A 26,566-nucleotide genomic window follows, 5' to 3' on the forward strand; every position below is an offset into this window, starting at 1 on the left:
TATAGGCTTTTTCTTTTCCTAGTGACTTATCATGTTTTTTTGATATAATTGTAATGCGAGGTGGTATTCGTGTTTACAAAGCTAAATCGTGCAAAGGTATTTAGAGACCCATTATATGGGTATATTCAGGTAAATTATAAGATTATCAGCGATTTAATCGATTCTAAAGAATTACAAAGATTGAGAAGAATTAGGCAATTAAGTGGTGTTGCGATGGTTTTTCAGACGGCCGAGCATTCTAGATTTGTCCATTCTTTAGGTGCATATCAAATGGCTAATTTAGTCATTCAAAATGTAGATGGAATGGATAAGGTATCGGAATATGAAAAATTAGTTTTTTTAATTGCGGCCTTACTTCATGATATAGGACATGGTCCATATTCTCACGCGTTTGAGAATGTAATTGAATGCTCACATGAGGATATGACAGTAAAATTAATTCTATCTCCACTTACGGATGTAAATAAAATATTATCGATTCATGAAGGATTAGCTATGGATGTTGCAAGTGTCATTAAGCATGATAATAAGTATCCTTTAATTGAATCCTTAGTATCGAGTCAATTAGATGTGGACCGTATGGATTATTTATCTCGTGATGCCTATATGACCGGTGCAAGCTATGGTCATATTGATTATTATAGAATCTTAAGAAGTATGAAAATTATTGATGGTACCGTATGTGTTAGAGCTTCTGGTGTACATTCGATTGAGGCCTATTTAATGAGTAGATATCATATGTACTTCCAAGTTTATTACCATCCTGTTGCTAGAGCGTATGAAACTATTTTAGAGGGAATTTATGAAAGAATTAAGGATTTAACCCTAGAGGGTGTAAGAATTGATGCATCTATCATTTCCTTCTTAAATGTTTTAAAGGACAATGATGATATAGAATCCTATATCGATTTAGATGATACGAATGTCAATGGCTTTATTAAGCAATTAACATGGTCCAGTGACCCTGTATTAAATAAATTAGCGAACGCTTTTGAAAAGCGTCATTTATATAATTTTATTGAGCTTGTAAATGAGCCTGATGAGAAATTCCTAGAGGAATTAAAATTAAAATATCAAAATATGGAATATGGTAAATATTTCTATAAGAATGTTAAGGTTTCTGGTGTTGCCTATATGCATTCACCAAAGAGCGATATTAATGCGATAAGAGTATTACTTCCTGATGGAAGCTTAAAGACTTTAGATCAATATTCTCCAATCATTAAGGCATTAAGATCATCAAGCTATAAGGAAATAGAAAGAATATTCTATTTTGAGGATTAGTATGGATATAATAGTTGTTGAAGGCACACATGACGAAATAAAGGTTAAGGCTGCATACCCTAATGCGGAATGCGTGATTACAAATGGTAGTGAAATTAGTAAGGAAACAATAGAGCTAATTAAGGAATTAGCAAAGAGGCATAGAATCATTGTTTTTACAGACCCAGATTCACCAGGAGAAAGAATAAGAAGCATAATTACAAACGAGATACCAAATGCTTCACAAGCTTTTTTAAGAAAAAAAGATTGCATATCGAATAACAAGAAGAAGGTTGGTATTGAGCATGCCTCTATAGAAGCGATTCGTCAATCCCTTGAAAATGTATACACCCCATCTATTTTAATCGATACGATTACGATATATGATTTATATTCCTTAGGATTAATTGGGGATAAAAATAGTAAAATTTTAAGAGATAAAATATCTTTCATTTTAAATATTGGTAAGCCTAATGCGAAAACATTTTTAAAAAGATTGAATTTATTACAAATTACGAAAGGAAGCTTAAGAGATCTATTATGCAAGGTAAAATAGGTACTACTTCATATATTCATGAAGCATTAAAGGAAAATGATCTATATGCCAAAAAGAAATTTGGTCAAAATTTCTTAACGGATCAAAATATTTTATCTAAAATTGTGGATGCTGCAAATATAGATAAGGATACCTTAGTTATCGAAGTAGGTCCAGGGCTTGGTAGCCTAACAGAGCATTTAGTAAAGAGGGCAGGCTTTGTTTTAGCTTATGAAATTGATAAGGATTTAATTCCAATTTTAAATAAAACATTCAAGGATTATTCCAATTTAGAGGTTATCCATCAAGATATTTTGGAAGTAGATATTAATAAAGATATCGATTTATATAAAAAAGACCTTAAGAAGGTCTATTTGGTCGCAAATTTGCCCTATTATATTACTACCCCTATCATTTTAGGATTATTGAGTAAAACAGAAAAAATAAGACAATATGTAATGATGATGCAGCTTGAGGTTGCACAAAGAATTACCGGCAAACCGAAAACAAAGGATTATAATGCCTTATCGATTGCGATTGGCTATAGGGCGAAGGCCAGCTTAGAATTAAAGGTACCAAGAACGGTATTTATTCCATCTCCTAATGTAGATAGTGCCGTTGTTAAGCTATCCTTATATGATAATCCACCATATAAGGCTAAGAATGAGGAATTCTTTTTTGATTTTGTAAGACTATGCTTTAATCAAAGAAGAAAGACTCTAATGAATAATTTAAGTCAAAAATATAAAAAGGAATTCTTAGCAGAAATGCTTCATAAATTAGGTATTAAGGATGGAGTAAGAAGTGAAGAATTAGAGCTTAAAGATTTTATAAAAATGAGCGATTATATCGAGGATTATTATGAAAATTAATGCATATGCGAAAATCAATTTAGCCTTAGAGGTTATGGATATAGAAAATGGATATCACAAGGTAAATAATTTAATGGTACCAATAGCACTTCATGATGAAATTGAAATGAAGGTTTCGGATTCTATTCAAATAGAAGATGATCCATTTCCTATGGATAATATTATGAGGAAGGCTATAGAGTTATTCTTTTTAAAAACCAATATTTCTAGTGGAGTTTATATCAAGATAAAGAAAAATATTCCCAGTCAAGCAGGGCTTGGGGGAGGATCTAGCGATGCTGCTGCAACGCTTTTAGGCTTAAATATGCTATATGATACAAATTTAAGTGATGATGAGCTTATTTCTTTATCTTCCTCTTTAGGTAGTGATGTTGGTTTCTTTATTAAAAATAAGGTGGCTCTATGTACAGGAAGAGGAGAAATTGTAAACACATTAGATATTAAAATGCCAAAATTAAATGTTTTATTAATAAAGCCTAATGTTGGATTATCTACAAAGGAAATTTATAAGAATTATGAATATTTAGGTGAACCTAAGGAAGATAAAATTAATGGAATTATTAATGCTTTAAAGAATAAACAAATAGATGAATTAAAAAGGAATATTTTTAATGATTTAAAGAGAGTTTCCTTGGATATTTCTAAAGAATTAAGAGAGCTTTATAATGAAATTAAAGAATTAGGTATTGATGTATTTGTTTCAGGGTCAGGACCAACGATGTATGTTGTTGATCCAACGATGGAGGAAATATTAAAAATAAAAGATGTCGCTAAAAGCGACACCTATATACTTCTTACAAACACATTCTAGATGGATGTGTTTTTTACAATATTTCTTTGTTAAAATGGCCCCTTGTATGTAAATCCTTATTGAAGGTTTTTGATAAGTCTCCATTCAATTTCTTTTTTAGTGTATTTATAATATTTTTTGATTCGTTATAATCCTCTATCGTCAATTGTATTCTATAGACATTTACATGAGAAATTGATGTTAGATCATCCATTAAATTTAAGATTTTACCATTTAAAATAGAAGTAGTACAATCCTTATGGTTTTCTATAGGGAATGTGCCAAATTCATCCTTTAAAACGTATTTATTTTCTCTACATTTACCACATTGATTATAGACCTTTAAAGGACAATAATGTGTAAACATCATTAATGCGTGACCATATACAATCATTTCTAAATTAGGGTATCCACTAAAGGCATTATAATAATCTCTTGTCAAATCATCGATTTGACCTTTGTTGATTTCTAAGGATAAGCAAATTCTATTTATACCTAGCTTGTGAAGCATATATACACTCTTATAATTTACGACATTCATCGTATAATCTGATGCAATTTCATTCTTGCCTCTATAGGCATAAATTCCACCATAGCCACCAACTAATACCTCACCATTATATTCTTTGTAGGTAACCTCATTTCTTCTTATGAAGTTATCATAATAGATGATATCAACACCAAGCTCCTTAGCCGCTTGGTATTGCTCTTTCGTTGTACAAAATACAGATATTTTTTTGGTCTCTTCAAAGATAATTCTATCATAAGAGATTTCTTTTTTTATTATCGGAGCTCTTTTGGTTAATCTTTCCTCATTCATTAAATTTACAATGATTCTTCTTAAATCATTGATTTTAGAAACAGGTAAGAAAACATTAGAAACATTAAATTCTAGGCTTGCTAGAGAATAAATGGAATCATTTAGCTTCGATAATTGCTTTAAGAAGGTATTATAATCTGTAGGCTTATTTTCTGCTTTATCAAGGGTGTAGTCTGTAGTGTAGGAAACATTTTTACCCTCACATTCTGCAAGAATCGTAAGTGCCTCATTTGGGCTTCCATAAAGGGTAATATGTAATGGGAATCTTTTAAATTCCTTTGGATAGGATTTTAATAATTCCTCTTGGAATTTTGTATCCTTTGTTTTATATACCTTATCGCTTGTAAATAGCTTTTCCTGTATTTTTATATAAATCTTTTTATCCGATTCTTTAATTAAATTCTCATTTGCATCATATATTTTTGTTAGGGATAAATTGATATCCTCACCCATATGATCAATTCTTATGATATCTCCTTGATGAACCTTCATCGATAGAGTTATTTCATAATATCCATTTCTTTTACCGGATACATATCCAATTAAATATCCGTAATTATTAGGCTTATCTATATTGGTAATATTCTTTTTATCCTCACCAAAAATATAGCCCTTTGTGAAGGTTCTATTGAAGGTTTTATATAGATTGAATTCCTCCCCCTTGGATATTTTACCATCTAGGGCATCCCTATAGGTTTTTATGATATTTGCAACATATACGGGTTCCTTCATTCTTCCTTCGATTTTTAAGGAATCTGCAACCTTTAATTCGTTGATGTGATCTAATGTTTTTAAATCCTTCATAGAAAGAATATAAGAGGTACCTAAGGATTTGTTCTCTGTTACGTTAATGAGCTCATAGGGCTTTCTACAAGATCCTACGCATCTGCCTCTGTTTCCGCTTCTATAGCCAATAAGACCAGACATATAGCATCCACCACTATAGGATACACAAAGTGCACCATGGACGAATACCTCAAGAGGAATTTTTGTCATCTTTTTGATTTCCTTTATTTTTTCTATAGAAACCTCTCTAGATAATACAATTCTTTTGGCTCCCATTTCCTTTAAAAGAAGAGCACCTTCTATATCATCAATACCCATTTGAGTAGAGGTATGAGCCTCAAGCAATGGATAATTTTCTACAACATAGGAGAATATGGCAAGATCCTGAATGATTAATCCATCGACCCCAATTTTATATAATTCATCAATTTGACTATATGCATCCTTAAGCTCACTATCGAAGACAATAGTATTCATAGTAACATATATTTTTACACCTCTTAGGTGGCAATAGTTAAGAGCTTCTTTAAGCTCATCAAGGCTAAAATTATTCGCATAGGCTCTCGCACCAAAGCGGTTCATACCTAAATAAATGGCATCTGCGCCATTCGATACAGCGGCAATTAATGCCTCCATATTTCCGGCTGGGGCTAAAAGTTCGCTCATTTTCTCACATCCTCGGGGTTATTATATAATATTTGGGTATAAAAACAAGTAGAAAAAGTGTGCAGTTTTTCTTATATTATTTCACGATTTTAATCTTTTGATAAATTACATTCAAAAACAAGGTTTTTATGAAAACGTTTTGAAAAATTTGTTGTAATATTTGACAATATAAATTATAATTTATACTATAGAGAACATCGAGGTGATTTTATGTTTTTATTGCATGGTTTTAAAACGGTCGACATCTGGTTCTTTGTTATATGTGGCATCATAATTGGCTTAATTGTGATCATATATTTCCTAATTCCGGTATTTAAGCGTAAGCAATTTGCTGAGGCTAGAAAGAATTTGGCAAGAAGAGAAACCTTATTTAGACAAAACCAAGAAGATGAGCTTTTAGAAAATATCTCTGTTGATTCTAAAAGCGAAGATAAAAGCGTTGCTGCGGAGGTAGATCCTACGGAAAAAGAAGAATCTGTAGCGAATGCTTTATCTGAAGAAGAAATCAACCAAGAATCTAAATTAGAGCCACAAGATTCAAAGGTTGCGATGGATGATTTCATGAAATCTGAAGAGAAAAAAGACGAATAAGCACCTGCTGAAAAATAAAATGTAGGTAAATCAAAAATGAATAAGAAGTTGAAAATTTTTATAAAAGTAATTTATTACATTTTCACACTTGGAATTGGTATTCTACTTGCTTTTGTGTTGCCCGGCCTTTTGATGACTGTGGATTTACCTGGGCATATAGAGGATTACCTAAACAATGGTGAATTTGCAAGAAGTGTAAATCTATTGGCTGGTTATGACGATAAAGAAATTGCATATGAACGTGTCTATGATGATGGATATGGCATTGTGCTATTTAGAACTTTAGTCATTATCGATAACCAAGAAGAGGATAAAAAGCAAAATGACAATGCATATTTTGCCTATTCTGGCTTTTTGTATAAGCTTGGTGGAAAATATAATACCTATAAGCTTCAAAATAATAAAACGAAATTAGTTGTCAACCATGATGAGGATTATAAATCTGGTAAGGGGACAGCGGATGGTTTAAAAAAGAATGCTGAGATTGAGCTTTTAGGCTATGACACGAATAGGGATGAAATGTTTGATAATGTTTTAACTCTTGTGAAATATAATTACATCTATTTTGAAATTCTAGAAAAAAGACTTTCTGAAAACATCAATAATATTACCTTCATTGATGCTGAAGGTAAGGTATTCTTAAAGGTAGATGGATTAAATCTTGATTTTAGTAATGTTTTTTATCAAAGATTAAAAGAGTTTAAGGACGTTTACAATACAGATTCAACGGATTTGAGGCTTGTAGATTTACAAAAGGATTTCTTGTCTTCGAGTGAAAATTATGAGAAATGCAGCTATCAAGAAGAAACAGGTATTGCGGCGAAAAAGGGAGCAATCATTGTATTAATCTATTTCATATGTATTTACATATTAGCTGATTTCTTGGTTGGACAAAGATTTATCATTCGATTTGTCTCATTTATCATTAAAAAGATTCGCAAGAAGACGGGAAAAGAAGAAGAACCAAAACCTGTTGAAGAGGTTTATGGTACAGACTATTATACAATGCTTACGGTTACCCTTAAGGTGCCAGAGGATTGTTTAGTAAACATGACGATTCATTACCATAATGAATCGGATGAAATCAACATGATTTTTACAAAGGATAATAATTATACGGTAACACAAAGAACACATGCGGGTGTTTATAAAAATGCATGGCTTGAGGCTCCAGGCTATGTATCACAGAATTTACCAAAATTCTTATCCGTTAGAGGCTTTAAAATGAATGTTGAGGTAAGCATGAAAAAGGCTTTAGAGAATGAAAATAATCTGGTTGAAGAAAAAGAAAACAAAAAAGAGGAGTAGTTAAAATGAAGATTACTATTAATAACTTGACAAAAATCTTCCCCGCTAGAAAGAAAACAGAGCATGAAGTAACTGCAGTAAACGACATGTGTATTGAAATTCCTAGTGGAAAGCTTGTTGGTTTATTAGGTCCTTCTGGATGTGGTAAGTCAACAACACTATTTATGCTATCTGGACTTGAAGAGCCAACAAGCGGTAGTATTTATTTTGGTGATGATGATGTTACAGATTTAGCACCAGAAAAAAGAGGTATTGGACTTGTGTTCCAAAATTATGCCTTATATCCTCATATGACTGTAGAACAAAATATTATGTTCCCATTAACAAATATGAGAATTCCTAAGGAAGAGGCAAAGCAAAGAGCACTAGAGGTTGCAGGATTAGTTCAGATTGAAGAACTAATGGGAAGAAAGCCATCTGAGCTTTCTGGTGGACAGCAGCAAAGAGTTGCGATTGCGAGAGCCCTAGTTAAGATGCCAAACGTATTGCTGTTAGATGAGCCTCTATCGAACCTAGATGCAAGATTACGTTTACAAACTCGTGAGGAAATCAAGAGAATCCAGGTTGAAACTGGTATTACTACGGTATTCGTTACACACGACCAGGAAGAAGCAATGTCCATTTGTGATATCATGGTTGTTATGAAGCTTGGTGTAGTTCAGCAAATTGGTGAGCCACAGGCTATTTATGATGATCCTGCAAATCTATTCGTTGCAAACTTCTTAGGTACACCACCAATTAACATTTTTACAGGATATATTCATGATGGTGGAGTATATATTGGAAACGAAAAAATTGCAGATTATGATAAGGATTTAACTGAAAAATATACAGCGAATATAAAAGCACTTCAGGATAAGGTTGAAGCTAAGCACAATGATTATCTTGCAATCAAGAATTTATATGATGAAAAAACAGCTGGTATGGAAAAAGAGAAGGCTGAAAAGGCTCATAAGAAGCTATTTGTTGAATTAAAAGCTAAAGAAGCTGAATACGAAAATATGGTTACAAAGATTGCTGACCTTGAGCAAGCAATTAAAACAAAGACATTTAAGATATTTGTTGGTATTCGTCCTGAGGGCTTTATCTATGATCCAAATGGTGTATTATCTTTGAAGACCAATCATGTTGAAGTAATGGGCAGAGATAAAACAATCGTTTCTGTTCATGAGGAATCCGTTAAGCCAACCGTTCGTACAATTGTTGAAGCGGATTTAAAGCTTCCTGAAGGAGCAACCTCATTAAAATTCAATTTAAAGCCTAATAAGTTCTTCTTGTTCGATGGCGAAACGGAAGAGAGGTTGAGATAGTGGAAAATGGAATTATTGTTAATGATGCTTCAAGAGAAGAGGAAATAGCAAACGAAAGAAAAAGAAGAAGAAAGAACCACATAAAAAGAGTAGCTAGAGATACTATTGGTGGTTGGCTATTCGTTTTACCTGCAGTTATTCTAATGGCTATATTTACCTTCTATCCAATTGTGAATTCCTTCGTTGCTGCTTTCTTAGAGCATTTTGAGCAAGGAGTAATTGGACAGAATACAAAGATTGGTTTTGACAATTTCCGTGCAGTTATTCTAAACGAAACTGGTTCAACCGGAATGCAATTTTTAAGAGCATTAGATAACACATTGTTCTTCGCAATTGTTTCTGTTCCTATTTCTACATTTTTAGCATTATTAATTGCAGTTGCGCTTAATTCGATTAAGCCTCTTCAAAAGCTATATCAAACGGTATTATTCTTACCATACTTAACGAACGCATTATCCATGGGTGCAGTATTCGCTACATTCTTTGATGTCATTGGTACAAAGAGAATGAGAGATAATGGTACAGCATCCTACGGTTTAGTTAATGATATAATCATGGCCTTTGGTGGACATTGGCAGGATTGGCTATCAACAGGAAATACCTGGGGTAACCGATTGGTTGTTGTCATCTATTCTATTTGGTCTGGTCTACCATTTAAGATTTTGATTTTATTTAGTGCACTTCAGAATGTTAATAAGCAATACTATGATGCAGCTAAGGTGGATGGTGCTTCTAAGGCTACCACATTATTCAAAGTAACGGTTCCACTAATTTCACCAATGCTATCCTATTTAATTGTTACAGGTATGATGGGTGGTTTAAAGGCTTATTCATCTATCGTTGGTATTTGGGATGCAAAGATGAACAGTGGTGAAATGGGTACCATGGTAGGTTATGTTTATGCATGTATCCAAAATAATCAAACGGGTTACGCCGCGGCGGGATCGTTGATGCTGTTCGGTATAATTATGATATTTACGGCAATTAATATGTACGTAAGTAAAAAGAAAGTTCATTATTAAGGAGGGGTATGATGGAAGCTACAAACAAAAAAGCAAGCCCAGAAAAAACCGGTCTTGATATTGAAAAAGAAAAAAGAAAACAAAAAAGGTTAGATATTGTTAAGGCTGCAGTTGCTTATATTTTCTTAACGATTTGTGCTGTTTTAGCGTTCTTGCCTTTCTATTGGATGATTATTTCGTCCCTAAAGACAGAGGATGAATATAGATTAACTCAGCCAACCTTCTTCCCAAGAGAATTTAAGTGGCAGAATTATTCTTATATGCTGACAAGCGAAACAAACGGCTTTGGACAGCCACTATTCAATACTATATTAATTGGTGTTGTATCTACACTATTGGGCGTAGTTGTAATTATTCTTACAGCCTACGCTCTAGCAAGAATTGAATTTAAGGGAAAGGGTATCCTATTCTCCTTAATGCTTGCAACCATGATGATTCCTGGTGAATTATATACAATTACAAATTATGTAACAGTTTCTAATTTTGGCTGGTCGAATACATATATTGTTATGATTTTACCGTTCCTAGTAAGTATTTATTATGTATACTTGCTAAGAAATACATTTAAATCGATACCTGAATCGCTTCATAAAGCGGCTAAAGTCGATGGATGTGGCAAAATGGCATTCTTAGTTAAGGTAATGATCCCACTTGCTGCACCTACACTTATTTCTGTTACTCTATTAAAATTCATCGCTACATGGAATTCCTATATTTGGCCACAGTTAGTTAATACACAGGATTATCATTTGATTTCTAACTGGATGACATCAGGATTTACAAACGATGGAACATTATATCCATTAACTGGGGTAGGCTCTTGGGCTAAGTCTGAGTCACTTACAACTTTACGTATGTGTGCTGCATGCTTAGTATCTATGCCTCTATTTGTATTGTTCCTATTCTTCCGTAAATACATCATGCATGGTGTATCTAAGAGTGGAACAAAAGGCTAAAATTGTTAAAAATTACGTAATAAAACGTATTTTAAAAATAAAAAATAAAAGGAGAAAAAATAAAAATGAAAAAGATTTATTTTGGTGTTGCTGCATTAGCTGGTTTAGCATCAGTAGCTTTAGCATCCTGCGGTGAGGAAGTAGGTCCTACAACACAAAATCCAGGTGAAACTACAACAGAAGTAGATCCTGGCACAACAACAACAGAGGTTCAAGAACCTCAGGAAGGTATGCATGAGGACAAGACAGTAGATTTAACTGCTGCTTTAAAAACTTCAGATTTTTCTGGAAATGCTGAAGATAAGACGATTGTTTTCTATCATACAATGGGTGATTCCTTACAAGAAACTTTACAGGTTGCCATTGATGCATTCAATGCAAAATATCCTGATTGGACAATTGAGCATTCTCAAATCGGTGGATATAACGATGTACGTTCTAGATGTATCGCAGGTCTAGCTGCAGGTAATCAGCCAGACTTAGCATATTGCTATGCTGACCACGTTGCACAGTATTTAAAGACTGGTAAGGTAGTTGATATGAGCGATTATGTAAATGCTACAGGTACATTAAATGGTGAAGCTATTGGTTATACTGCTACAGAAATCGCTGATTTCGTTCAGGGTTACTATAAGGAAGGATTTGCTACAAACTATGGTGCATATTCTAATTATGGTTACAAGGATGGAGATATCTTAACATTCCCATTCGTAAAGTCAACCGAAGTTCTATATTATAATAAGGATGCATTAAAGGATGCAGGTATTGAAAAGGTTCCTTCAACTTGGGATGAGCTTTGGGATGCTTGTGAGATTTTAGTTAATAAGTATCCTGATTGTACTCCTTTAGGATATGACTCAGAAGCAAACTGGGTAATCACAATGGCAGAACAAAACGGTTGGGGTTATACTTCAGCTAGCGAGCCTCATTATCTATTCAACAACGAAAAGGTTGCAGCTTGGTTAGATGACTTATACGATAAGTATCAAGAGTATTATTTCACAACTCAAACGGAAAATGGTGGATATACATCCGGATTATTCACTAAGGGTCCAGAAGCAGGTGGAACAGTATTCTCTATTGGTTCATCTGGTGGAGCATCTCACCAAGGAACAGATGCTTTCCATTGGGGTGTAGCTCCAATGCCAGGATCTAAACAAGCAGATGGTACAGTTAATGCTGCAGCAATTTCTCAGGGTCCATCTTTAGTTATGTTCCAGTCTGAAGCTAAGAACGAGACAGAAAGACAGCTAATGACTTGGGAATTCGTAAAGTGCCTTGAGGACGCTAAATTCCAAGCAGCATTCTCTATGACTTCAGGTTATAACCCAACTAGACTTAGTACATTTGAAATCCCAGATTATGCAGAGTTCTTAGAGGGTGATTCCATCGTTGCTGTTACTGCAGGTGTTGCTGCAACAATGAGCGACAGATTCTATACATCTCCAGCATTCAGTGGTTCTTCAACAGCCAGAGACCAGATGGAAGCTGCATTATTATACGTAATTCGTGGTCAGAAGACTGGAGCAGATGCTTTAACAGATGCTTACAAGGCTTGTGGCGGTAAGTAAAAGTGAAGAAAAAAATATTTAAATTTTTGGCATTGTCTGCAGCAACTCTTGCTGCAGGCATGGGCCTTGTTGGCTGTGGAGAATCTAGTCCTACAACAACAAAGGAAGAACCACTTCCTACCACAACAGAAACTACAACAGAATTACCACAAGAGACAACAACAGTAGAGCCAACCTCTACATCAACTGCTTTTGTTCCAAAGGATAATTATGATGATATTACAAAGACATTGAAGCTTACAAAGAGCTATAGTGATGCATCAAAGTTCCTTACCGATGGTATAGAAGAGGTTACATTACAAAATGCAACCGATGGCGATACTGCTAATTTCAAGTGTAAGTATAGTGGTGAATCCGTAACGATTCGTTTTTATTCCGTAGATACACCAGAATCTACTGGTAGTGTTGAAAAATGGGGAAAAAGTGCTTCTTTATACACGAAGAAGAAGCTAGAGAGTGCTTATGCATTATTACTAGAAGGATCTAAAACTCCTCCAGTAGTAGACTCATATGGTTCTAGATATCTAGCTTACATTTGGTATAAGGAAACAGCAGATTCAAGCTGGAAGAATTTGAATCTTGAAATTGTTGAAAATGGTTATTCAAAATCTAAAGCATTAGTAGAAGATACATATTTTGATTATTTCGAGAATGCTCAATCCTTTGCAAGAAAAGTTCCTCTTCATATTTGGAGTAACGAAGAAGACCCATATTTTTCTGAGGATGCAGAATATGTTACTGTAAAGGAGCTTCATGATAATTTTAGTAATTATTATGATAGCGAAGAGGGTGTTGGTAAAAAGGTAAGCTTTGATGGATATGTTTCAAGCGTTCAGATTTCTGGTTCTGGAACATATACATGGAAGGTAACGGATTATGATTCAGAAGGTAATCAATACACAATAAATGTATATACTGGATATACAAGCTCTACTGCAACAAAATACATTAAGGTTGGAAGCTTATATACATTCACTGGAGCAGTTCAATTCTATGGTAGCTCATACCAGGTTTCTGGTATTACCTATGTTCCAATGCAAACTGGTGGAGATTACTTAACTCGTAAAGAAAAAAATTATTACATGCAATTTAATTCTAATGTTGAATATAGGGATTACATTGAAAAAAAGACATTATATAAGGATGCAACAGTAGCTACAGCAACCGTAGATGGAACTACATTAACTATCACTGCAACAACTGTAAATACTTATAACTTTAATAAGGATGATTATGAAACTGAAACCTTTACCTTCTATACTACGGTTGAGGAAGGATTTAATCCAACATCTTTAGTTGGAAAGAAATTCTCTACAACGGGTATTCAAGAAGAAGATGGAAGTAAAATAATCCATGTATTACGTTATCAAAACTTTAATTTTAAATAATATTATATAAAAAAGGTTTAGGAGGAAATATTTAAAATGAAGAAATTTTTATCGCGTGCTGCATTAGGAGTTGCAGCTGTCGGTGTATTTGCTTTAGCTTCATGTAATGGTCCAGCAGACCCAACTACAACAGAAGAAAAGCCTACAACTACTACACCAGAGCCAACAACTACAGTTGACGATTCAGTCAATGAAGCAGCAAAGAAATTATTAGCTAATTTAATTTTTGAGGCTGATGGCACTGCTGTAACTGGTGATGTTTCACTTCCTGCTTACTTAGCAAGCGGTGAGACTCAGGTTACTATTCATTGGGAATCTGATAGTGAATTAGTCAAGGTTGGTACTACTATTGATGAGGCAAAGGGTGCTTTCACAGGAGCCGTTTCAAGACCAGAAGACAAAGCTGTTACTGTTACTTTAACTGCATCTATTACTTTTGCAGGTGGTGAGGCTCAAAGACAGTTTACTGTATTAGTTAATCCATATTCTGTTTCTGATGCAATTGATTCATTTACATTTGCTTATAATGGTGGAACAGTTGAGAAAGATTTCGAAGTTCCAACTTCATTCAAATTTAATAATCAAGACGTTACAATCGCTTGGAGCATTCCTGATTCTTCAAAGGAATTATTAAGTGTTGATGCAGATGGAAAGACTATCCATGTTGTACAACAGGCAAAGAGAGAAAAAGCTCAAATTAAGGCAGAATTTACATATAAGGGCGAGACTTTATCTCGTAATTATAGATTAAATGTATTCCATGAAAGAACTGCATTAGAATTATTACATACATTCTATGATGATCCAGGTGCTGAAGCATATACATTAAAGGGATATGTTGCACATAAGGCAGGCTATGATGCAAGCTATGGTAATGGTTATTTATACATTGTAGACCAGACTTTAGAGGGTGGTTATTATGTATACCGTGCTTATTGTGATCAAGCAACTTGGGATAGCTTAGCTATTGGTACAGCTGTTGAAATTCCATCATGTAAGTCTACAGAATACAATGGCTTAATTGAGGTTGGTCAGAACAAGGAAAATATCGTTAAGGTATCTACTGAGCTTCCTGCACTTACTGCAGATCAATTAGCATTAGTTACTAATGGTCTTGCAGCAGATCAATTATTCGTAAGATATAGCCAGGGCGATAAGGAATTAATGTATCATACTGGTCAAAGAGTAAATCTTACTTCTTGGAAGGTTGTTGAAATTGATGCTACAACTACAGCTAAGAGCGGTGGTGTACTTGCTACATTAGAGAAGGCTGGCGTACGAGTAAATGTTCAATTATCTAAGTATGCTGCAACATTAGATGGTGATATTGCTAAGGCTGCTGCATCTCAGGTTAAGACACTTAAGGTTGGCGATTTCGTTAACGTAACTGGTATTTTATCTAACTATAATGGTTATTGCATTTATGTTTCTGATGAAACTACATTCACTAAGGCCTCAGATGATGCAAATGCATCCTTAGGTGAATTAAAGGATTTAGTTGATCCAGTATTTGCTGCTTTAGATAAGTTCCCAGATACAATTACTGAGGTATTCAATTTAGATAAGACTACAATTACAACTGCTGAAGGCGTTACTCTTGATATCGTAGCATCTGAATTAGGTAATTTGGAAGGTAATGTATTTACTATTACCCCAACAACAGAAGAAAAGACGATCAAGGTTACAATTCGTGCAACTAAGAATGATGTTTCTTATTCTAAGGAAATTGAGATTTATACAAGACTTACTACAGTAGAAGAAAAGGTAGCTAAGGAAAAGGAAGATTTCAAACTAGGAATTGATGAATTTGGTGTTTATACTTTAGATACAAATGGTGCTACATTTGCTGAGGTTGCAATTTCTTATACAACAGAATCACCTATCGCTTCAATTAATGAAAATAAGTTAACAATCCTTTCTGTTGATGCGGATACAAAAGTTACTATTACTGTTACATTCACTTGTGATACAATAGTGGATACAAAGACTGTTGAATTAACAATTAAGAATAAGCCACGTTATCAAACAGATAATATGGAAGTTACTGCTCCTGAAGCAGATAAGGTTTACTTCTTAGGATTAAAGCAGAATTCATTAGGACAGGTTTTATATGCTAATGGTACAATTGGTTCTAATAGATTAAATACAACTCCTAATGCTTATGAAGCAACAACAGTTACTGCAGAGGCAAGCGAAGGCAAGTATGCATTCAAATTTGCAAACGGCAAGTATTTATCCTTAACATCTGCAGGTAAATTAGATTTTGCTGATAAAGCATTCTATTGGACATATGATACAGAATTACATTGTTGGAAGGCAACTGCTGGCACAACAGATTATTTCTTTGGTACATATAATAACTATAATACAATTTCAGCTTCTAAGACATCTTACCTTTCAGGTGCTAACCAGTATATCGGAAACTTATATTTAGCAACTCCATTAACAAAGACAAAAGAAGAAAAAGTTAAATATGAATTACCGAAAATCGAATCAGCACTAAAGTCAAAGGTTGATTCTGGTGAAACTATTACATTACCTACAGTTGGTGGTGTATTTGAGGATGTTAAGGCAGTATATGCATTAACATCTGCAAAAGGTGCTACAATTGATGGTGGCAAGATTACTTTCGATACAGTTGACGCTCCAACAACATTAAATTTCACGGTTACATTAACTTGTGGTGATGCATCTGTTGTTAAGAATTTCTCTGTTGACGTTCAGCCAATAGAGTTCTTAGATGTAACTGCTGCAATTGCAGCAGCAACAGAAGGCGAAAATATTTATATCCAAGGTGTCGTAGCAAGCATTAACGCAACAGCATCTACTCCATACTGCTGGATTACAGATGGTGAAAATGATTTTGAGGTTTATGGTGCAGTTGTAGCCGGATCACCTCTTAATTACAAAGGCATTAAAGTTGGTGATGTAATTCAGGTATCCGGAAAATATACAGTATATAATGGTACAAAGGAAACAGCTAGAGATTCTGCTACAATCCATGCAAAACTTGAAGCAACGGATGCTCAGAAGGTTATGATGACTGCAAGAGAGTTAACTGATTTAGATGACATCCAAGACAATGTTGTAAATCGTCAGTTAGCAACAGCTGGTACTGTTTATAATGATGTAGCTATTTCTTGGGCAGTTAAGGGTGGAAACACTGCAACAGTATCTATTACAGATAACAAATTAACTGCAACACAAACGGATGTTGATCAAAATGTTACTTTAGTTGCAACTATCACTAAGGGTGAGGAAACTACTTCTAAAGAAGTTAAGGTAACAGTTAAGAAGGCTTCTGCAACAAAGACAAAGACAATTGCATACACTTCTGATACAGCTACAACATTGAAGGCAGAAATAATAGATAAAGATTATGCAGATGTCTTAGGATTAGATACAGCTATTTTTGATATCAAATTTACAAAGGGAAGCGCAAAAGAGCCTGCTTTATATAAAAATTCTATTCGTTTATACGGACATGCAGATAGCGCTAATGTAATGACCATTTCTTGTGTAGAAGGATATAGAATTGATAGTGTTGTATTAACATATGATACATCAAAGACTGGTGCTACAGCTACAGTTAATACTACTGCAATTGCAGCAATATCTAAAGATCATACTACTGACACAGTTAACTTTGCTGAGGCAGAAAATGTAAAATCTGTAGTAATTACGAATACAAGCACATCTCAATTTAGAATTGCTTCTATCGTAATTACTTATACTAAGATTGCTTAATAGGTAATTTGAGAAAAATTATTTGAGAAAAATGAAATAACAAATTAAGGGTTCTGAGGGTTCGGAGCCCTTTTTTTGCGACAAAATTCAACAAAAGTTTCCTTTAGATAGTTGTGATTTTATTGTATAATATGATATGAAGCAAATTATTTTACCATTGCTTTAACAAAAATTGAATACGAGGAGTGATTATATGAAGGTTAAAAACCGTCTAGCTGCAGCCTTAGCGGCTTTAGCTACCATAGGTCAAACCGCAATGTCATCTCTGCGTAATGAAGATAAAGAAAATACCTTTGGTGCACAAGAAAGATACTTAGGCTTTCATGAAGGAATTGAATCTGTTGATGAAATATTATTAAAAAACACTTTGAATTCTATCGAGCTACCAGAAGAACCAGAAGATACTTTCTTGCTTGACACCTTTATCGATGATATCGTAATTAATTGGGTATCCTCAGATGACAAGGTTTTACACCTCTCTGGTGGAACCGCAAGAGTATACCATCCAAAGGGTGGTATAGATAAAACCGTTACTCTTACAGCATCCGCATTTTTAAGAGATGCTATGGTATCTAGAGATTTTGAAATCACAGTATCGGCTGAAGAGGATGATTCTATTAATATAGAAGAAGTATTAAAGTCCCCTATTGGTTCTAAGGTTTCTATGCACGGAATTGTTTCTGCCTTCCTATACGCTTCTGGTGATCATCCAGAATATCGTGCAGGATTTTATGTTACGGATTCTACTGGTACAATGTATGTGTATGGTAATATGGCAGAGGATGTTGAAATTGGTGATGAGATTTATGTTTCTGGTATAAGAAGTGTAAGATTTAATACCCCACAGGTATATAATCCATATAATTTAACGATTATATCAAGAAATAATAAGCCATCCTGGGATGCGGTAGATACATCAAAAACAGTAGAGGAAATTTATAATTTAGGAAAAGAAGCCGTTGGTAATGTATATGAATTTGATGCCCATGTATCTGTAAACCAATATGGGCTATATACATTAAAGGATATTCATTATAGAGATAATGGTGCAGCATTCAAATATTATTTTGCTGGTACAATTACACCAGAATGTGAAAATTATGCGAGCGAATTAAAGGGGAAGGAAAATCAAGTGGTTCGTGTTAAATTTGCGGTAGGCGCAAATCAGGATTGGGACTTACGTGGTGACGTATTAGATATCGTATCTTATGAAAAGGAAGAAGAAAAAGACTCTCATGAATCCTGATGACCATTGAAAAAGAGGATTATGGATAATATTATTGCAAGCTTTTTAAAGGAAAACAATTTAATAATTGATAAGCCAATCATTGTTGCATGCTCTGGTGGAGCGGATTCTGTTTGTCTTTTATATGTATTATATAAATTAGGCTATAAAGTAATATTAGCTCATGTTAATCATCATAAAAGAATAGAATCAGAAACAGAAGAAGATGCAATGCGTAATTTTGCGAATGAATTAAATATTCCCTTTGAGCTCTTAGAATACCATTATGATGGAATGGATAATTTCCATAATGATTCTCATAACGCAAGATATAATTTCTTTAGAGGTCTATGCAAAAAATATGATACGAATATTATTGCAACCGCACACCATCAAGATGATCAAATTGAAACGGTATTGATGAAGATCATGGAAGGATCTAATTTATATGGCTATGGTGGTATTGCAATTGTAAACGATGATGGAGAATATAAGATTATAAGACCACTACTTTGTGTAGATAAGGAATCAATTTATTCTTATGCAAAAAAGAATAATTTAATATATTTTGAGGATAAATCCAATCAGGAGGATGATTTCTTAAGAAATAGAATAAGACATCATGTTGTGCCTCTTCTTAAGAAGGAATCACCATCTGTTGGCGAAAAATTTGAAGAATATTCCATTCAAGCACATGAGGCCTTCCAATTTATTAGAAGCTTAAGTAAAGCATATTTAAAGGAAAATAAGGACTCTTTAATAGTGGATTCATTCAATAAGCTAGATATCGCATTAAAGAAGGATATTATTGCATTAATGCTAGAAAAATATAATATTCGCAAGAATAAAGAAATCGTATTAAATATATTATCTTTAATGGAGGATAATCATGGTACAAAGACGATTCATCTTGAAGGAGATTATGTGTTTTCTAGAATCTATACTATAGGAAAAATCAAAAAAGAAGTTGTAAATAACGATATCAGCTATAAGATGAATAAAGATGATATCATTATGATCGGGAAGTATAAGTTTTATTTCACAAATTCACATAATAATATTTGTACAAAATCGATTAAACTATGCTATAATGTTTTAGAATTCCCTCTTTCCATTCGATATAAGAAAAAAGGGGATAGTATAAACTTAGCTGTTGGTACAAAAAAGGTATCAAGAATATTAATTGATAAGAAGGTGCCAAAGGAAGATAGATTATCTATTCCTATTATAGAAAATGGAAATGGAGAAATACTTTGGGTATATGATTATGCCAAAAGTGATTTTGTTTCAAAACAAAAGAATAGTGGAGATATTTATTTAGTCTGTGAGGTTTTAAATCATGATGAATGATGATATCAAAAAGGTTAGTGTTTCTGAGACTGAAATTAAGCATATCGTTGAAAAGCTTGGAACACAGATTTCTAAAGATTTTAAAGATAGAAATCCATTATTTATAGGATTATTAAAGGGATGTATTCCTTTTATGTCTGATTTATTAAAATATGTAGATATCGATTGTACCCTAGAATATATGAAGGTTTCCTCTTATTCAGGTACTGAATCTACAGGAGTTGTAACAGTAAAGGGTGGATTACCAGAGGTAGTAGGTAGAGAGGTCATCTTAATTGATGATATCCTAGATACAGGTAGAACATTAGCCAATGTTAGAAAAATGCTAGTGGACGCTGGAGCAAAATCTGTTACTATTTGTGTATTATTAGATAAGCCAGAAGGTAGAAAGGTAGATATCACACCTGCATATGTAGGCGGACTTGTACCTAATGAATTCGTAGTAGGATATGGCTTAGATTATAATGAGCACTATAGAAATTTACCATATATTGGTGTTTTAAAAGAAGAAGTTTATTCAAAGTAAGGAGGTCATTATGCAGAATAATAACAACAAAGAGCCTCAAGAAAAAAAGTCAAGACGTAAGTTTGACATTGTCTTTATTCTTGTGGTCATCATATTAATTATTGCTATTTTCTTTTTAATTCGTGGATTTACTACAAAGAATCCAGAGAATTTAGATTATCAAACATTTGTTACTGCATTAAAGAATGGTAAGGTTACAGATACCATTAGTGCAACACCTGTTGGTGGAGACAATTATTTAATGTATGGCTTATCTGGTACATATATTAACGCAGAGGGGAATAAGGTATCCTTTAGTATAAATGTTACAAGTACTATATTAGAAGAGCTTATCAAAGATAATGCAGGATATAAATTCTATATCGTACCTGCATCAAATAATTATTGGCTATCTATATTAGTTAGCTTCCTACCATATATTATTATGGGTGTAATCTTCTTCTTCCTATTTAGAGGAATTATGAAGTCTCAGGGTGGAGCTGGTGGAGCATTTGATTTTGCAAAATCTACAGCAAAGCTATCGAAAGGAAAGAGTGTTACATTTAAGGATGTTGCTGGTTGTGATGAGGAAAAGGAAGAAATGGTTGAAATCGTTGACTTCCTTAAGAACCCAAGAAAATATAATGAAATTGGTGCTAGAGTACCTAAGGGTGTTATCCTAGTTGGCCCTCCAGGAACGGGTAAAACATTACTTGCGAAGGCAGTTGCAGGAGAGGCAGGAGTACCATTCTTCTCGATTTCTGGTTCTGATTTCGTTGAGATGTTCGTTGGTGTTGGTGCATCTAGAGTTCGTGATATGTTTAAAACAGCTAAGGAAAATGCGCCATGTATTATCTTTATTGATGAAATTGATGCTGTAGGTAGACAGCGTGGTGCCGGCTTAGGTGGTGGACATGATGAGCGTGAACAAACATTAAACCAGCTATTAGTTGAAATGGATGGTTTCAATGGTAATACAGGAATTATCATTATGGCTGCAACAAACCGTCCTGATGTACTTGATCCAGCACTTTTAAGACCAGGTCGTTTTGACCGTCAAATAACTATTTCTAATCCAGATGTTAGAGGTAGAGAGGCTATTTTAGCTGTTCATGCAAGAAATAAGCATTTATCTCCTGATGTAAGACTTGGAGATGTTGCACAAAGAACTCCAGGCTTCTCTGGTGCAGACTTAGAGAATCTATTAAATGAGGCTGCCCTACTTGCAGCAAGAGATAACCGTAAGGTCATTACTCCAAGAGATATTGATGAAGCAACAGACCGTGTAATGATGGGTCCTGCAAAGAAATCCAAGAAGTATACGGAGAAGGAAAGAAAGCTAGTTGCTTACCATGAGGCAGGCCATGCCGTAATTGGTATTAAGCTTGAAAACGCAAGCCAGGTACAAAAGATTACGATTGTACCAAGAGGTCAGGCTGGTGGATATAACTTAATGATGCCAAAGGAAGAAACCTACTTCCATACAAAAACGCAAATGCTTGAAACGATCACAGGCTTCTTAGGCGGTAGAGTTGCTGAAGAATTAGTATTTAACGAGGTTTCAACTGGAGCATCAAACGACTTCCAAAATGCTACAAACATTGCTAGAAGCATGGTTACTCAATATGGTATGAGTGAGCTTGGTCCTGTTCAATATGAGCAGCAGGGTGGTTCTGTATTCTTAGGTAGAGATTACCTAAAGGAAAAGAATTTCTCTGATCAGGTAGCACTTGAAATTGACCGTGAACAAAGAAGAATCATTGAAGAATGCTATGAAAGAGCTAAGGATGTTATTTCTTCCAATATGGAATTATTAACAAACATTGCTGAATATCTTCTTAAGGTTGAAACAATTAACAAGAGAGATATTGATGAAATTGTTGCAACAGGCCATTTAGCATGGTGTGATGAAAAATATGCACCAGGCGTTTCCCCTAAGGAAGTAACTCCAAATGAGGAAGTAAAGGAAGAATCCGCTAGTGTAGAGGATTCAATTGAGACAGAGGAAGTCAATATTGATGATCATATCGTTTTAGCTCCAAAAGAAGATAATGACGGTGAATAAGCATGCGTCTAGATAAATATCTTAAGGTTTCTAGATTAATAAAAAGAAGAACTCTAGCGAAAGAGGTTGCTGAAGCAGAAAGAATTTTAGTGAATGATAAGCCAGCGAAGCCCTCTAAGGAATTGAAGGTTGGAGATTTAATCACTATTGAGTTTGGAAATAAGATTGTAACAGTAAGAGTTGTATCCTTAGAGCCAACAGTAAAAAAGAGTGAAGCTATAGACCTTTATGAGTTCGTAAGTGAACAAAAGAAGTAAAATCTGCAAATTTTTGCAGATTTTTTTCTTTTTCGTGAAAAAAATTTTTTGATTTTGACTATTTATTTAGTGAAAGGAAAAAAAGGTGATAACAAATGAAAACAAAATTAACCTTAAGTATTGCAATTATTTTTACTGTATTTATATCTATTCTTTTTATGCTACCTGTACAGGCAGGAATCGTTGAACATGGAGATTATAAGCCCATTTCTATGCAAAGCTCCTTTAACGCGATGAGAGGACTATATTCTTCTGAGGAGGAAGCTTATGAACATATTTGCTATTATGTAGGAAATCATGTAGGTGATGGAGTTGTCTCTTATGAAATGCCAGGTAAGGTATTAGGTGTAGATCATACGATATGGGAATATCAAACCTATAAGGATGGACTATTAATTAAAATCGAGGATTATTTGGATGATACCTTATTTTACTCTGTTGATATCTTTGATGATTTATCCTGTGAAATAATTAAGGATGAGGAAATCAATTTTCCTTATCTATTTCATGATGCATCAGCAAAATTCGAAAAAGGGGATAATGTTTATATTCTATTAAACGATGAACAAATCGTAGATTATAATGCATTTACGGATATCTCATGTTATTCCTATTCTTATCTTTTTGGTATTACCTATACCTTTAATGAAGCATATATAGATAATGATTTACATGTCGTTATGGGATATCAAAACAAACAAACAATAGATGAAATTGTATCGGACTTAGAAATCATAGATGTATCTACTACAGGCTATGAAATTATAGATAATACCTATGATTATCAAGAATCAGGAGTAGGAAGCTATACATTTACTATTGTTGCATATGATGATGCAAAAAATGTTACTCTTCAAAAGGTAATTGTAGATGTTGTAGATTTAGTAAAGCCGGTTATAGTTCAAAAGAATACCATTAGGACAAGATATAATAATTCTTTAGATGAGGATGCAATTTTGGCTTGTTTTGACATTTCTGATGCATCGAATATAGAAATAAAGCTAGATATAGAAAATTACTTAAATAACAAAAATACTGTAGGAGAATATGAATGTAGGATAACCGTTAAGGATAATTCGGAATATCAAAATGAGGCATCCTTAGATTTTAGTATTTATGTAATTGATGATGTACCACCTCTACTTGCCTATGGAAGAATTATTAATACGGATTATCATACCTATTATACAAAAGAGGATATAGTAAATTTATTTACAGCTATCGATGAATATGATGGTAATATAAGGGATTCTATTCAAATAGAGGATTTAGATGATTACGAGAATAATTATATGAATATAGGTACTTATCAATTTATGGTTTCTGTTCAAGATTCTTCATCCAATTCTGTTTCTGTTAAATTTAATCTTTATGTTAGAGATTATACAGCTCCTATCATTAAGCTTGAGCGATATGTAATATTAACAGAAAAGGGAAAGCCTATAACAAAGGAGCAAATTGTAGAATTATTCCAAAACTTGGGATATTCTATGGATGGATCTATGGTGAATAGTGAATGCTTTAGCTTAGATGCATTAGATGGAGAATATCCTTTAGAAATCATATTTGAAACAGGAGATATTGAGCATGATATTATTTCAACAGAGCATGATATAAATATTTCCTTTGATGAACCCGCAAAAAATGAAAACAATATCAATTTATCCTTAATATTATCCTTATCTATTGGAGGATTCTTAGTATTAAGTATCGCTACTATGGGAGTTATCATTTATAAAAAGCGTCATTAAATTGAAAATATAATACAAATTATGTATAATATACGCATACTTTTATGAGGAATGGTGATATTCATGGTGGATAATATTTGTGCAATCGCAACCCCCTATGGTGTAGGTGCAATCTCTATAATTCGTGCATCTGGTCCTGATGCAATTCCATTGGTAAATAAAATATTTAAGGGTAAGGATTTAACTAAGGTAGAAAGTCATACCATTCATTATGGTCATATTATGGATCAAGATGAAGAGGTAGATGAGGTATTAGCCTTAGTATATAAGGCGCCTAAATCCTTTGATGGAGAGAATATGGTAGAAATATCTTGCCATGGTGGTATTTATGTAACAAACCAAGTATTATTAACCTTACTTAAGAATGGATTTAGAATGGCAGAAAGAGGAGAATTCTCTAAAAGAGCATTCTTAAATCATAAAATGGATTTAACACAGGCAGAATCCATTATGGATATAATTTCTGCATCCAACAAAATAGCACTAAAATCCTCGAATGCTTCCTTAAGAAGCCAAACATCGAATTTAATAAAATCCTTTAGAGATGAAATCTTAGATATATTAGCAAAAATAGAAGTGAATATAGATTATCCAGAATATGAGGATGCGTTTGAGGTTACGCATGATTATTTAAGACCTATCGTAGTCAAGTTAATTGAAAACATGGATAAGATATTAAAGAATTCTTTAATCACAACCGTTGCTATACATGGTATAAAGACCGCTATTGTTGGTAAGCCTAATGTAGGAAAGAGCTCTTTATTAAATATGTTATTAGATGAGGATAAGGCTATTGTATCTAGCTATGCAGGTACAACGAGAGATACCGTTGAAGGTACATTAGCCTTAGGTAATGTAACCTTACATTTAATGGATACTGCAGGAATTCATGAAAGTATAGATTATGTTGAATCGATTGGTATCGAAAGAAGTAAAAAGGCTATGGAGGAAGCGGATTTAGTTTTACTTGTATTAGATGTATCTAAGGAATTAGATGATGTAGATAAGCTATTGCTTGAAGAAACGAAAAAGAAGAATCGTATAATTATAGGGAATAAAATAGATTTAACTCCTAAGGTTAAATTAGATGATATTATTTATATTTCTGCAAAGAATAAGGAAGGCTTAGATTTACTTGCGGAAAAAATAGAAGAGGTTACAAAGATTGATTCTATTGATCAAATGAATGGTAATTATTTAAATAATACTCGCCAAATGGGATTAATGGAAAAGGCTATGAAGTCTCTTAAGCAGGCATTAGAATCTATAGATTATGGATATGATATATCCTTAATTGAAATCGATATTAAAAATGCATTTGATTCTTTGGGAGAAATCACAGGAGAAGCGAATCCAGATGAGCTTATTACTGCCCTATTTACAAAATTTTGCTTAGGAAAATAATATTATGACTGTAAATTTGGAATTTGATTCTTTAAAAAATTAATGTGTAAGGAAGAACCAAGCTTTAAAATAATGCGTGTGTAGATAAAAAAACCGATGTGTTTCTTAAAATAGACCCTATAAAGTAGACACTTAAAAAAAGGGAGATTCAGTTTGTTGAAATCACCGGTTTTTGTTTATTCTTTATCATATATATTTTTCTTTTTAATTCCTAATTTGCACAGAGTTGGTATATTAGAGATCAAGTGATGTAATAGAACCAGTTTATAGAAAGGAAAATCACGTGAATTTCTGAGAGCTGGTTAATATGTAATACAATAAGATATCTTAAGGAGCTGGTAATTATGATATTACAAAATGCCCAATTGAATATAACTATAATCC

The 26,566-nt window shown here is 33.5% G+C and carries 20 protein-coding genes; 19 read left to right on the forward strand and 1 reads right to left on the reverse strand.

The genetic code is table 11. The features are described from left to right. The first annotated feature begins 69 nt into the window (after positions 1 to 69). The 4 genes from SPJ17_RS06425 to ispE are packed head-to-tail and all read left to right on the forward strand — an operon-like array spanning position 70 to position 3,481. The gene (locus tag SPJ17_RS06425) at positions 70 to 1,284 is read left to right on the forward strand and encodes an HD domain-containing protein (RefSeq protein WP_321093786.1); all 1,215 of its coding nucleotides are present in this window, start codon (positions 70 to 72) and stop codon (positions 1,282 to 1,284) included. Position 1,285: 1 nt separating this feature from the next. Beyond that, complete coding sequence (gene rnmV, locus SPJ17_RS06430; RefSeq protein ID WP_321093788.1) at positions 1,286 to 1,819, forward strand: ribonuclease M5; 534 nt, start codon at positions 1,286 to 1,288, stop codon at positions 1,817 to 1,819. Then, entirely contained in the window at positions 1,804 to 2,670 is an 867-nt protein-coding gene (gene rsmA / locus SPJ17_RS06435) for a 16S rRNA (adenine(1518)-N(6)/adenine(1519)-N(6))-dimethyltransferase RsmA (protein ID WP_321093791.1), read from the forward strand. The genes rnmV and rsmA overlap by 16 nt, the downstream gene beginning before the upstream one ends. Beyond that, positions 2,660 to 3,481: a 4-(cytidine 5'-diphospho)-2-C-methyl-D-erythritol kinase gene (gene ispE / locus SPJ17_RS06440; protein ID WP_321093793.1), complete on the forward strand. Its 822-nt coding sequence runs from the start codon at positions 2,660 to 2,662 to the stop codon at positions 3,479 to 3,481. The genes rsmA and ispE overlap by 11 nt, the downstream gene beginning before the upstream one ends. A gap of 13 nt (positions 3,482 to 3,494) precedes the next feature. Here ispE and SPJ17_RS06445 read toward each other — a convergent pair whose 3' ends face one another. After that, positions 3,495 to 5,732: a U32 family peptidase gene (locus tag SPJ17_RS06445; protein WP_321093795.1), complete on the reverse strand. Its 2,238-nt coding sequence runs from the start codon at positions 5,730 to 5,732 to the stop codon at positions 3,495 to 3,497. Between the two features lie 210 nt (positions 5,733 to 5,942). On the opposite strand from SPJ17_RS06445, the gene SPJ17_RS06450 reads away from it, so the two are divergent. The 15 genes from SPJ17_RS06450 (at position 5,943) to mnmE (ending at position 26,182) form a co-directional block, all read left to right on the forward strand. Further along, entirely contained in the window at positions 5,943 to 6,323 is a 381-nt protein-coding gene (locus SPJ17_RS06450) for a hypothetical protein (protein ID WP_321093797.1), read from the forward strand. A gap of 36 nt (positions 6,324 to 6,359) precedes the next feature. Beyond that, positions 6,360 to 7,631, forward strand: a complete 1,272-nt coding sequence (locus SPJ17_RS06455; protein WP_321093799.1) for a hypothetical protein — start codon at positions 6,360 to 6,362, stop codon at positions 7,629 to 7,631. A 5-nt stretch (positions 7,632 to 7,636) separates the two neighbouring features. Next, positions 7,637 to 8,941, forward strand: coding sequence for an ABC transporter ATP-binding protein (locus SPJ17_RS06460; RefSeq protein ID WP_321093801.1), 1,305 nt, complete (start codon positions 7,637 to 7,639; stop codon positions 8,939 to 8,941). Next, positions 8,941 to 9,963: a sugar ABC transporter permease gene (locus SPJ17_RS06465; protein ID WP_321093803.1), complete on the forward strand. Its 1,023-nt coding sequence runs from the start codon at positions 8,941 to 8,943 to the stop codon at positions 9,961 to 9,963. The genes SPJ17_RS06460 and SPJ17_RS06465 overlap by 1 nt, the downstream gene beginning before the upstream one ends. An 8-nt stretch (positions 9,964 to 9,971) precedes the next feature. Further along, positions 9,972 to 10,919, forward strand: coding sequence for a carbohydrate ABC transporter permease (locus SPJ17_RS06470; RefSeq protein WP_321093805.1), 948 nt, complete (start codon positions 9,972 to 9,974; stop codon positions 10,917 to 10,919). A gap of 65 nt (positions 10,920 to 10,984) precedes the next feature. Then, positions 10,985 to 12,490, forward strand: a complete 1,506-nt coding sequence (locus tag SPJ17_RS06475; RefSeq protein ID WP_321093808.1) for an extracellular solute-binding protein — start codon at positions 10,985 to 10,987, stop codon at positions 12,488 to 12,490. 2 nt (positions 12,491 to 12,492) lie between these two features. After that, positions 12,493 to 13,878: a thermonuclease family protein gene (locus SPJ17_RS06480; protein ID WP_321093810.1), complete on the forward strand. Its 1,386-nt coding sequence runs from the start codon at positions 12,493 to 12,495 to the stop codon at positions 13,876 to 13,878. Positions 13,879 to 13,914: 36 nt separating this feature from the next. Continuing rightward, entirely contained in the window at positions 13,915 to 17,625 is a 3,711-nt protein-coding gene (locus SPJ17_RS06485) for an immunoglobulin-like domain-containing protein (protein ID WP_321093812.1), read from the forward strand. A gap of 193 nt (positions 17,626 to 17,818) precedes the next feature. Further along, positions 17,819 to 18,871, forward strand: a complete 1,053-nt coding sequence (locus SPJ17_RS06490; RefSeq protein WP_321093814.1) for a hypothetical protein — start codon at positions 17,819 to 17,821, stop codon at positions 18,869 to 18,871. Positions 18,872 to 18,892: 21 nt separating this feature from the next. Further along, a complete protein-coding gene (gene tilS, locus SPJ17_RS06495) occupies positions 18,893 to 20,200 on the forward strand; it encodes a tRNA lysidine(34) synthetase TilS (RefSeq protein WP_321093815.1) in 1,308 nt (435 codons plus the stop codon). After that, positions 20,190 to 20,726 carry a hypoxanthine phosphoribosyltransferase gene (gene hpt / locus SPJ17_RS06500; RefSeq protein ID WP_321093818.1) on the forward strand — a complete coding sequence of 179 codons (537 nt, stop codon included), beginning with the start codon at positions 20,190 to 20,192 and terminating at the stop codon, positions 20,724 to 20,726. Before tilS ends, hpt begins: the two co-directional genes overlap by 11 nt. Before the next feature lie 10 nt (positions 20,727 to 20,736). Beyond that, positions 20,737 to 22,770 (forward strand): ATP-dependent zinc metalloprotease FtsH, encoded by a 2,034-nt coding sequence (gene ftsH, locus SPJ17_RS06505; RefSeq protein ID WP_321093820.1) that lies wholly within the window; start codon positions 20,737 to 20,739, stop codon positions 22,768 to 22,770. Positions 22,771 to 22,772: 2 nt separating this feature from the next. Next, a complete protein-coding gene (locus tag SPJ17_RS06510; protein WP_321093823.1) occupies positions 22,773 to 23,027 on the forward strand; it encodes an RNA-binding S4 domain-containing protein in 255 nt (84 codons plus the stop codon). A gap of 95 nt (positions 23,028 to 23,122) precedes the next feature. Beyond that, the gene (locus SPJ17_RS06515) at positions 23,123 to 24,778 is read left to right on the forward strand and encodes a hypothetical protein (RefSeq protein WP_321093826.1); all 1,656 of its coding nucleotides are present in this window, start codon (positions 23,123 to 23,125) and stop codon (positions 24,776 to 24,778) included. 63 nt (positions 24,779 to 24,841) lie between these two features. After that, a complete protein-coding gene (gene mnmE, locus SPJ17_RS06520) occupies positions 24,842 to 26,182 on the forward strand; it encodes a tRNA uridine-5-carboxymethylaminomethyl(34) synthesis GTPase MnmE (RefSeq protein WP_321093829.1) in 1,341 nt (446 codons plus the stop codon). The last annotated feature ends 384 nt before the right edge of the window (positions 26,183 to 26,566 follow it).

This window comes from Anaeroplasma sp., assembly GCF_034179385.1.
GTDB lineage: Bacteria > Bacillota_I > Bacilli_A > Acholeplasmatales > Anaeroplasmataceae > Anaeroplasma.

Coding starts and splice junctions, on each gene's coding strand:
- rsmA (WP_321093791.1), top strand. CDS start 1,804: ATGCAAGGTAAAATAGGTACTACTTCATATATTCATGAAGCATTAAAG.
- ispE (WP_321093793.1), top strand. CDS start 2,660: ATGAAAATTAATGCATATGCGAAAATCAATTTAGCCTTAGAGGTTATG.
- tilS (WP_321093815.1), top strand. CDS start 18,893: ATGGATAATATTATTGCAAGCTTTTTAAAGGAAAACAATTTAATAATT.
- SPJ17_RS06470 (WP_321093805.1), top strand. CDS start 9,972: ATGATGGAAGCTACAAACAAAAAAGCAAGCCCAGAAAAAACCGGTCTT.
- SPJ17_RS06460 (WP_321093801.1), top strand. CDS start 7,637: ATGAAGATTACTATTAATAACTTGACAAAAATCTTCCCCGCTAGAAAG.
- ftsH (WP_321093820.1), top strand. CDS start 20,737: ATGCAGAATAATAACAACAAAGAGCCTCAAGAAAAAAAGTCAAGACGT.
- SPJ17_RS06450 (WP_321093797.1), top strand. CDS start 5,943: ATGTTTTTATTGCATGGTTTTAAAACGGTCGACATCTGGTTCTTTGTT.
- SPJ17_RS06515 (WP_321093826.1), top strand. CDS start 23,123: ATGAAAACAAAATTAACCTTAAGTATTGCAATTATTTTTACTGTATTT.
- hpt (WP_321093818.1), top strand. CDS start 20,190: ATGATGAATGATGATATCAAAAAGGTTAGTGTTTCTGAGACTGAAATT.
- SPJ17_RS06510 (WP_321093823.1), top strand. CDS start 22,773: ATGCGTCTAGATAAATATCTTAAGGTTTCTAGATTAATAAAAAGAAGA.
- rnmV (WP_321093788.1), top strand. CDS start 1,286: ATGGATATAATAGTTGTTGAAGGCACACATGACGAAATAAAGGTTAAG.
- SPJ17_RS06475 (WP_321093808.1), top strand. CDS start 10,985: ATGAAAAAGATTTATTTTGGTGTTGCTGCATTAGCTGGTTTAGCATCA.
- SPJ17_RS06455 (WP_321093799.1), top strand. CDS start 6,360: ATGAATAAGAAGTTGAAAATTTTTATAAAAGTAATTTATTACATTTTC.
- SPJ17_RS06490 (WP_321093814.1), top strand. CDS start 17,819: ATGAAGGTTAAAAACCGTCTAGCTGCAGCCTTAGCGGCTTTAGCTACC.
- SPJ17_RS06445 (WP_321093795.1), bottom strand. CDS start 5,732: ATGAGCGAACTTTTAGCCCCAGCCGGAAATATGGAGGCATTAATTGCC.
- mnmE (WP_321093829.1), top strand. CDS start 24,842: ATGGTGGATAATATTTGTGCAATCGCAACCCCCTATGGTGTAGGTGCA.
- SPJ17_RS06485 (WP_321093812.1), top strand. CDS start 13,915: ATGAAGAAATTTTTATCGCGTGCTGCATTAGGAGTTGCAGCTGTCGGT.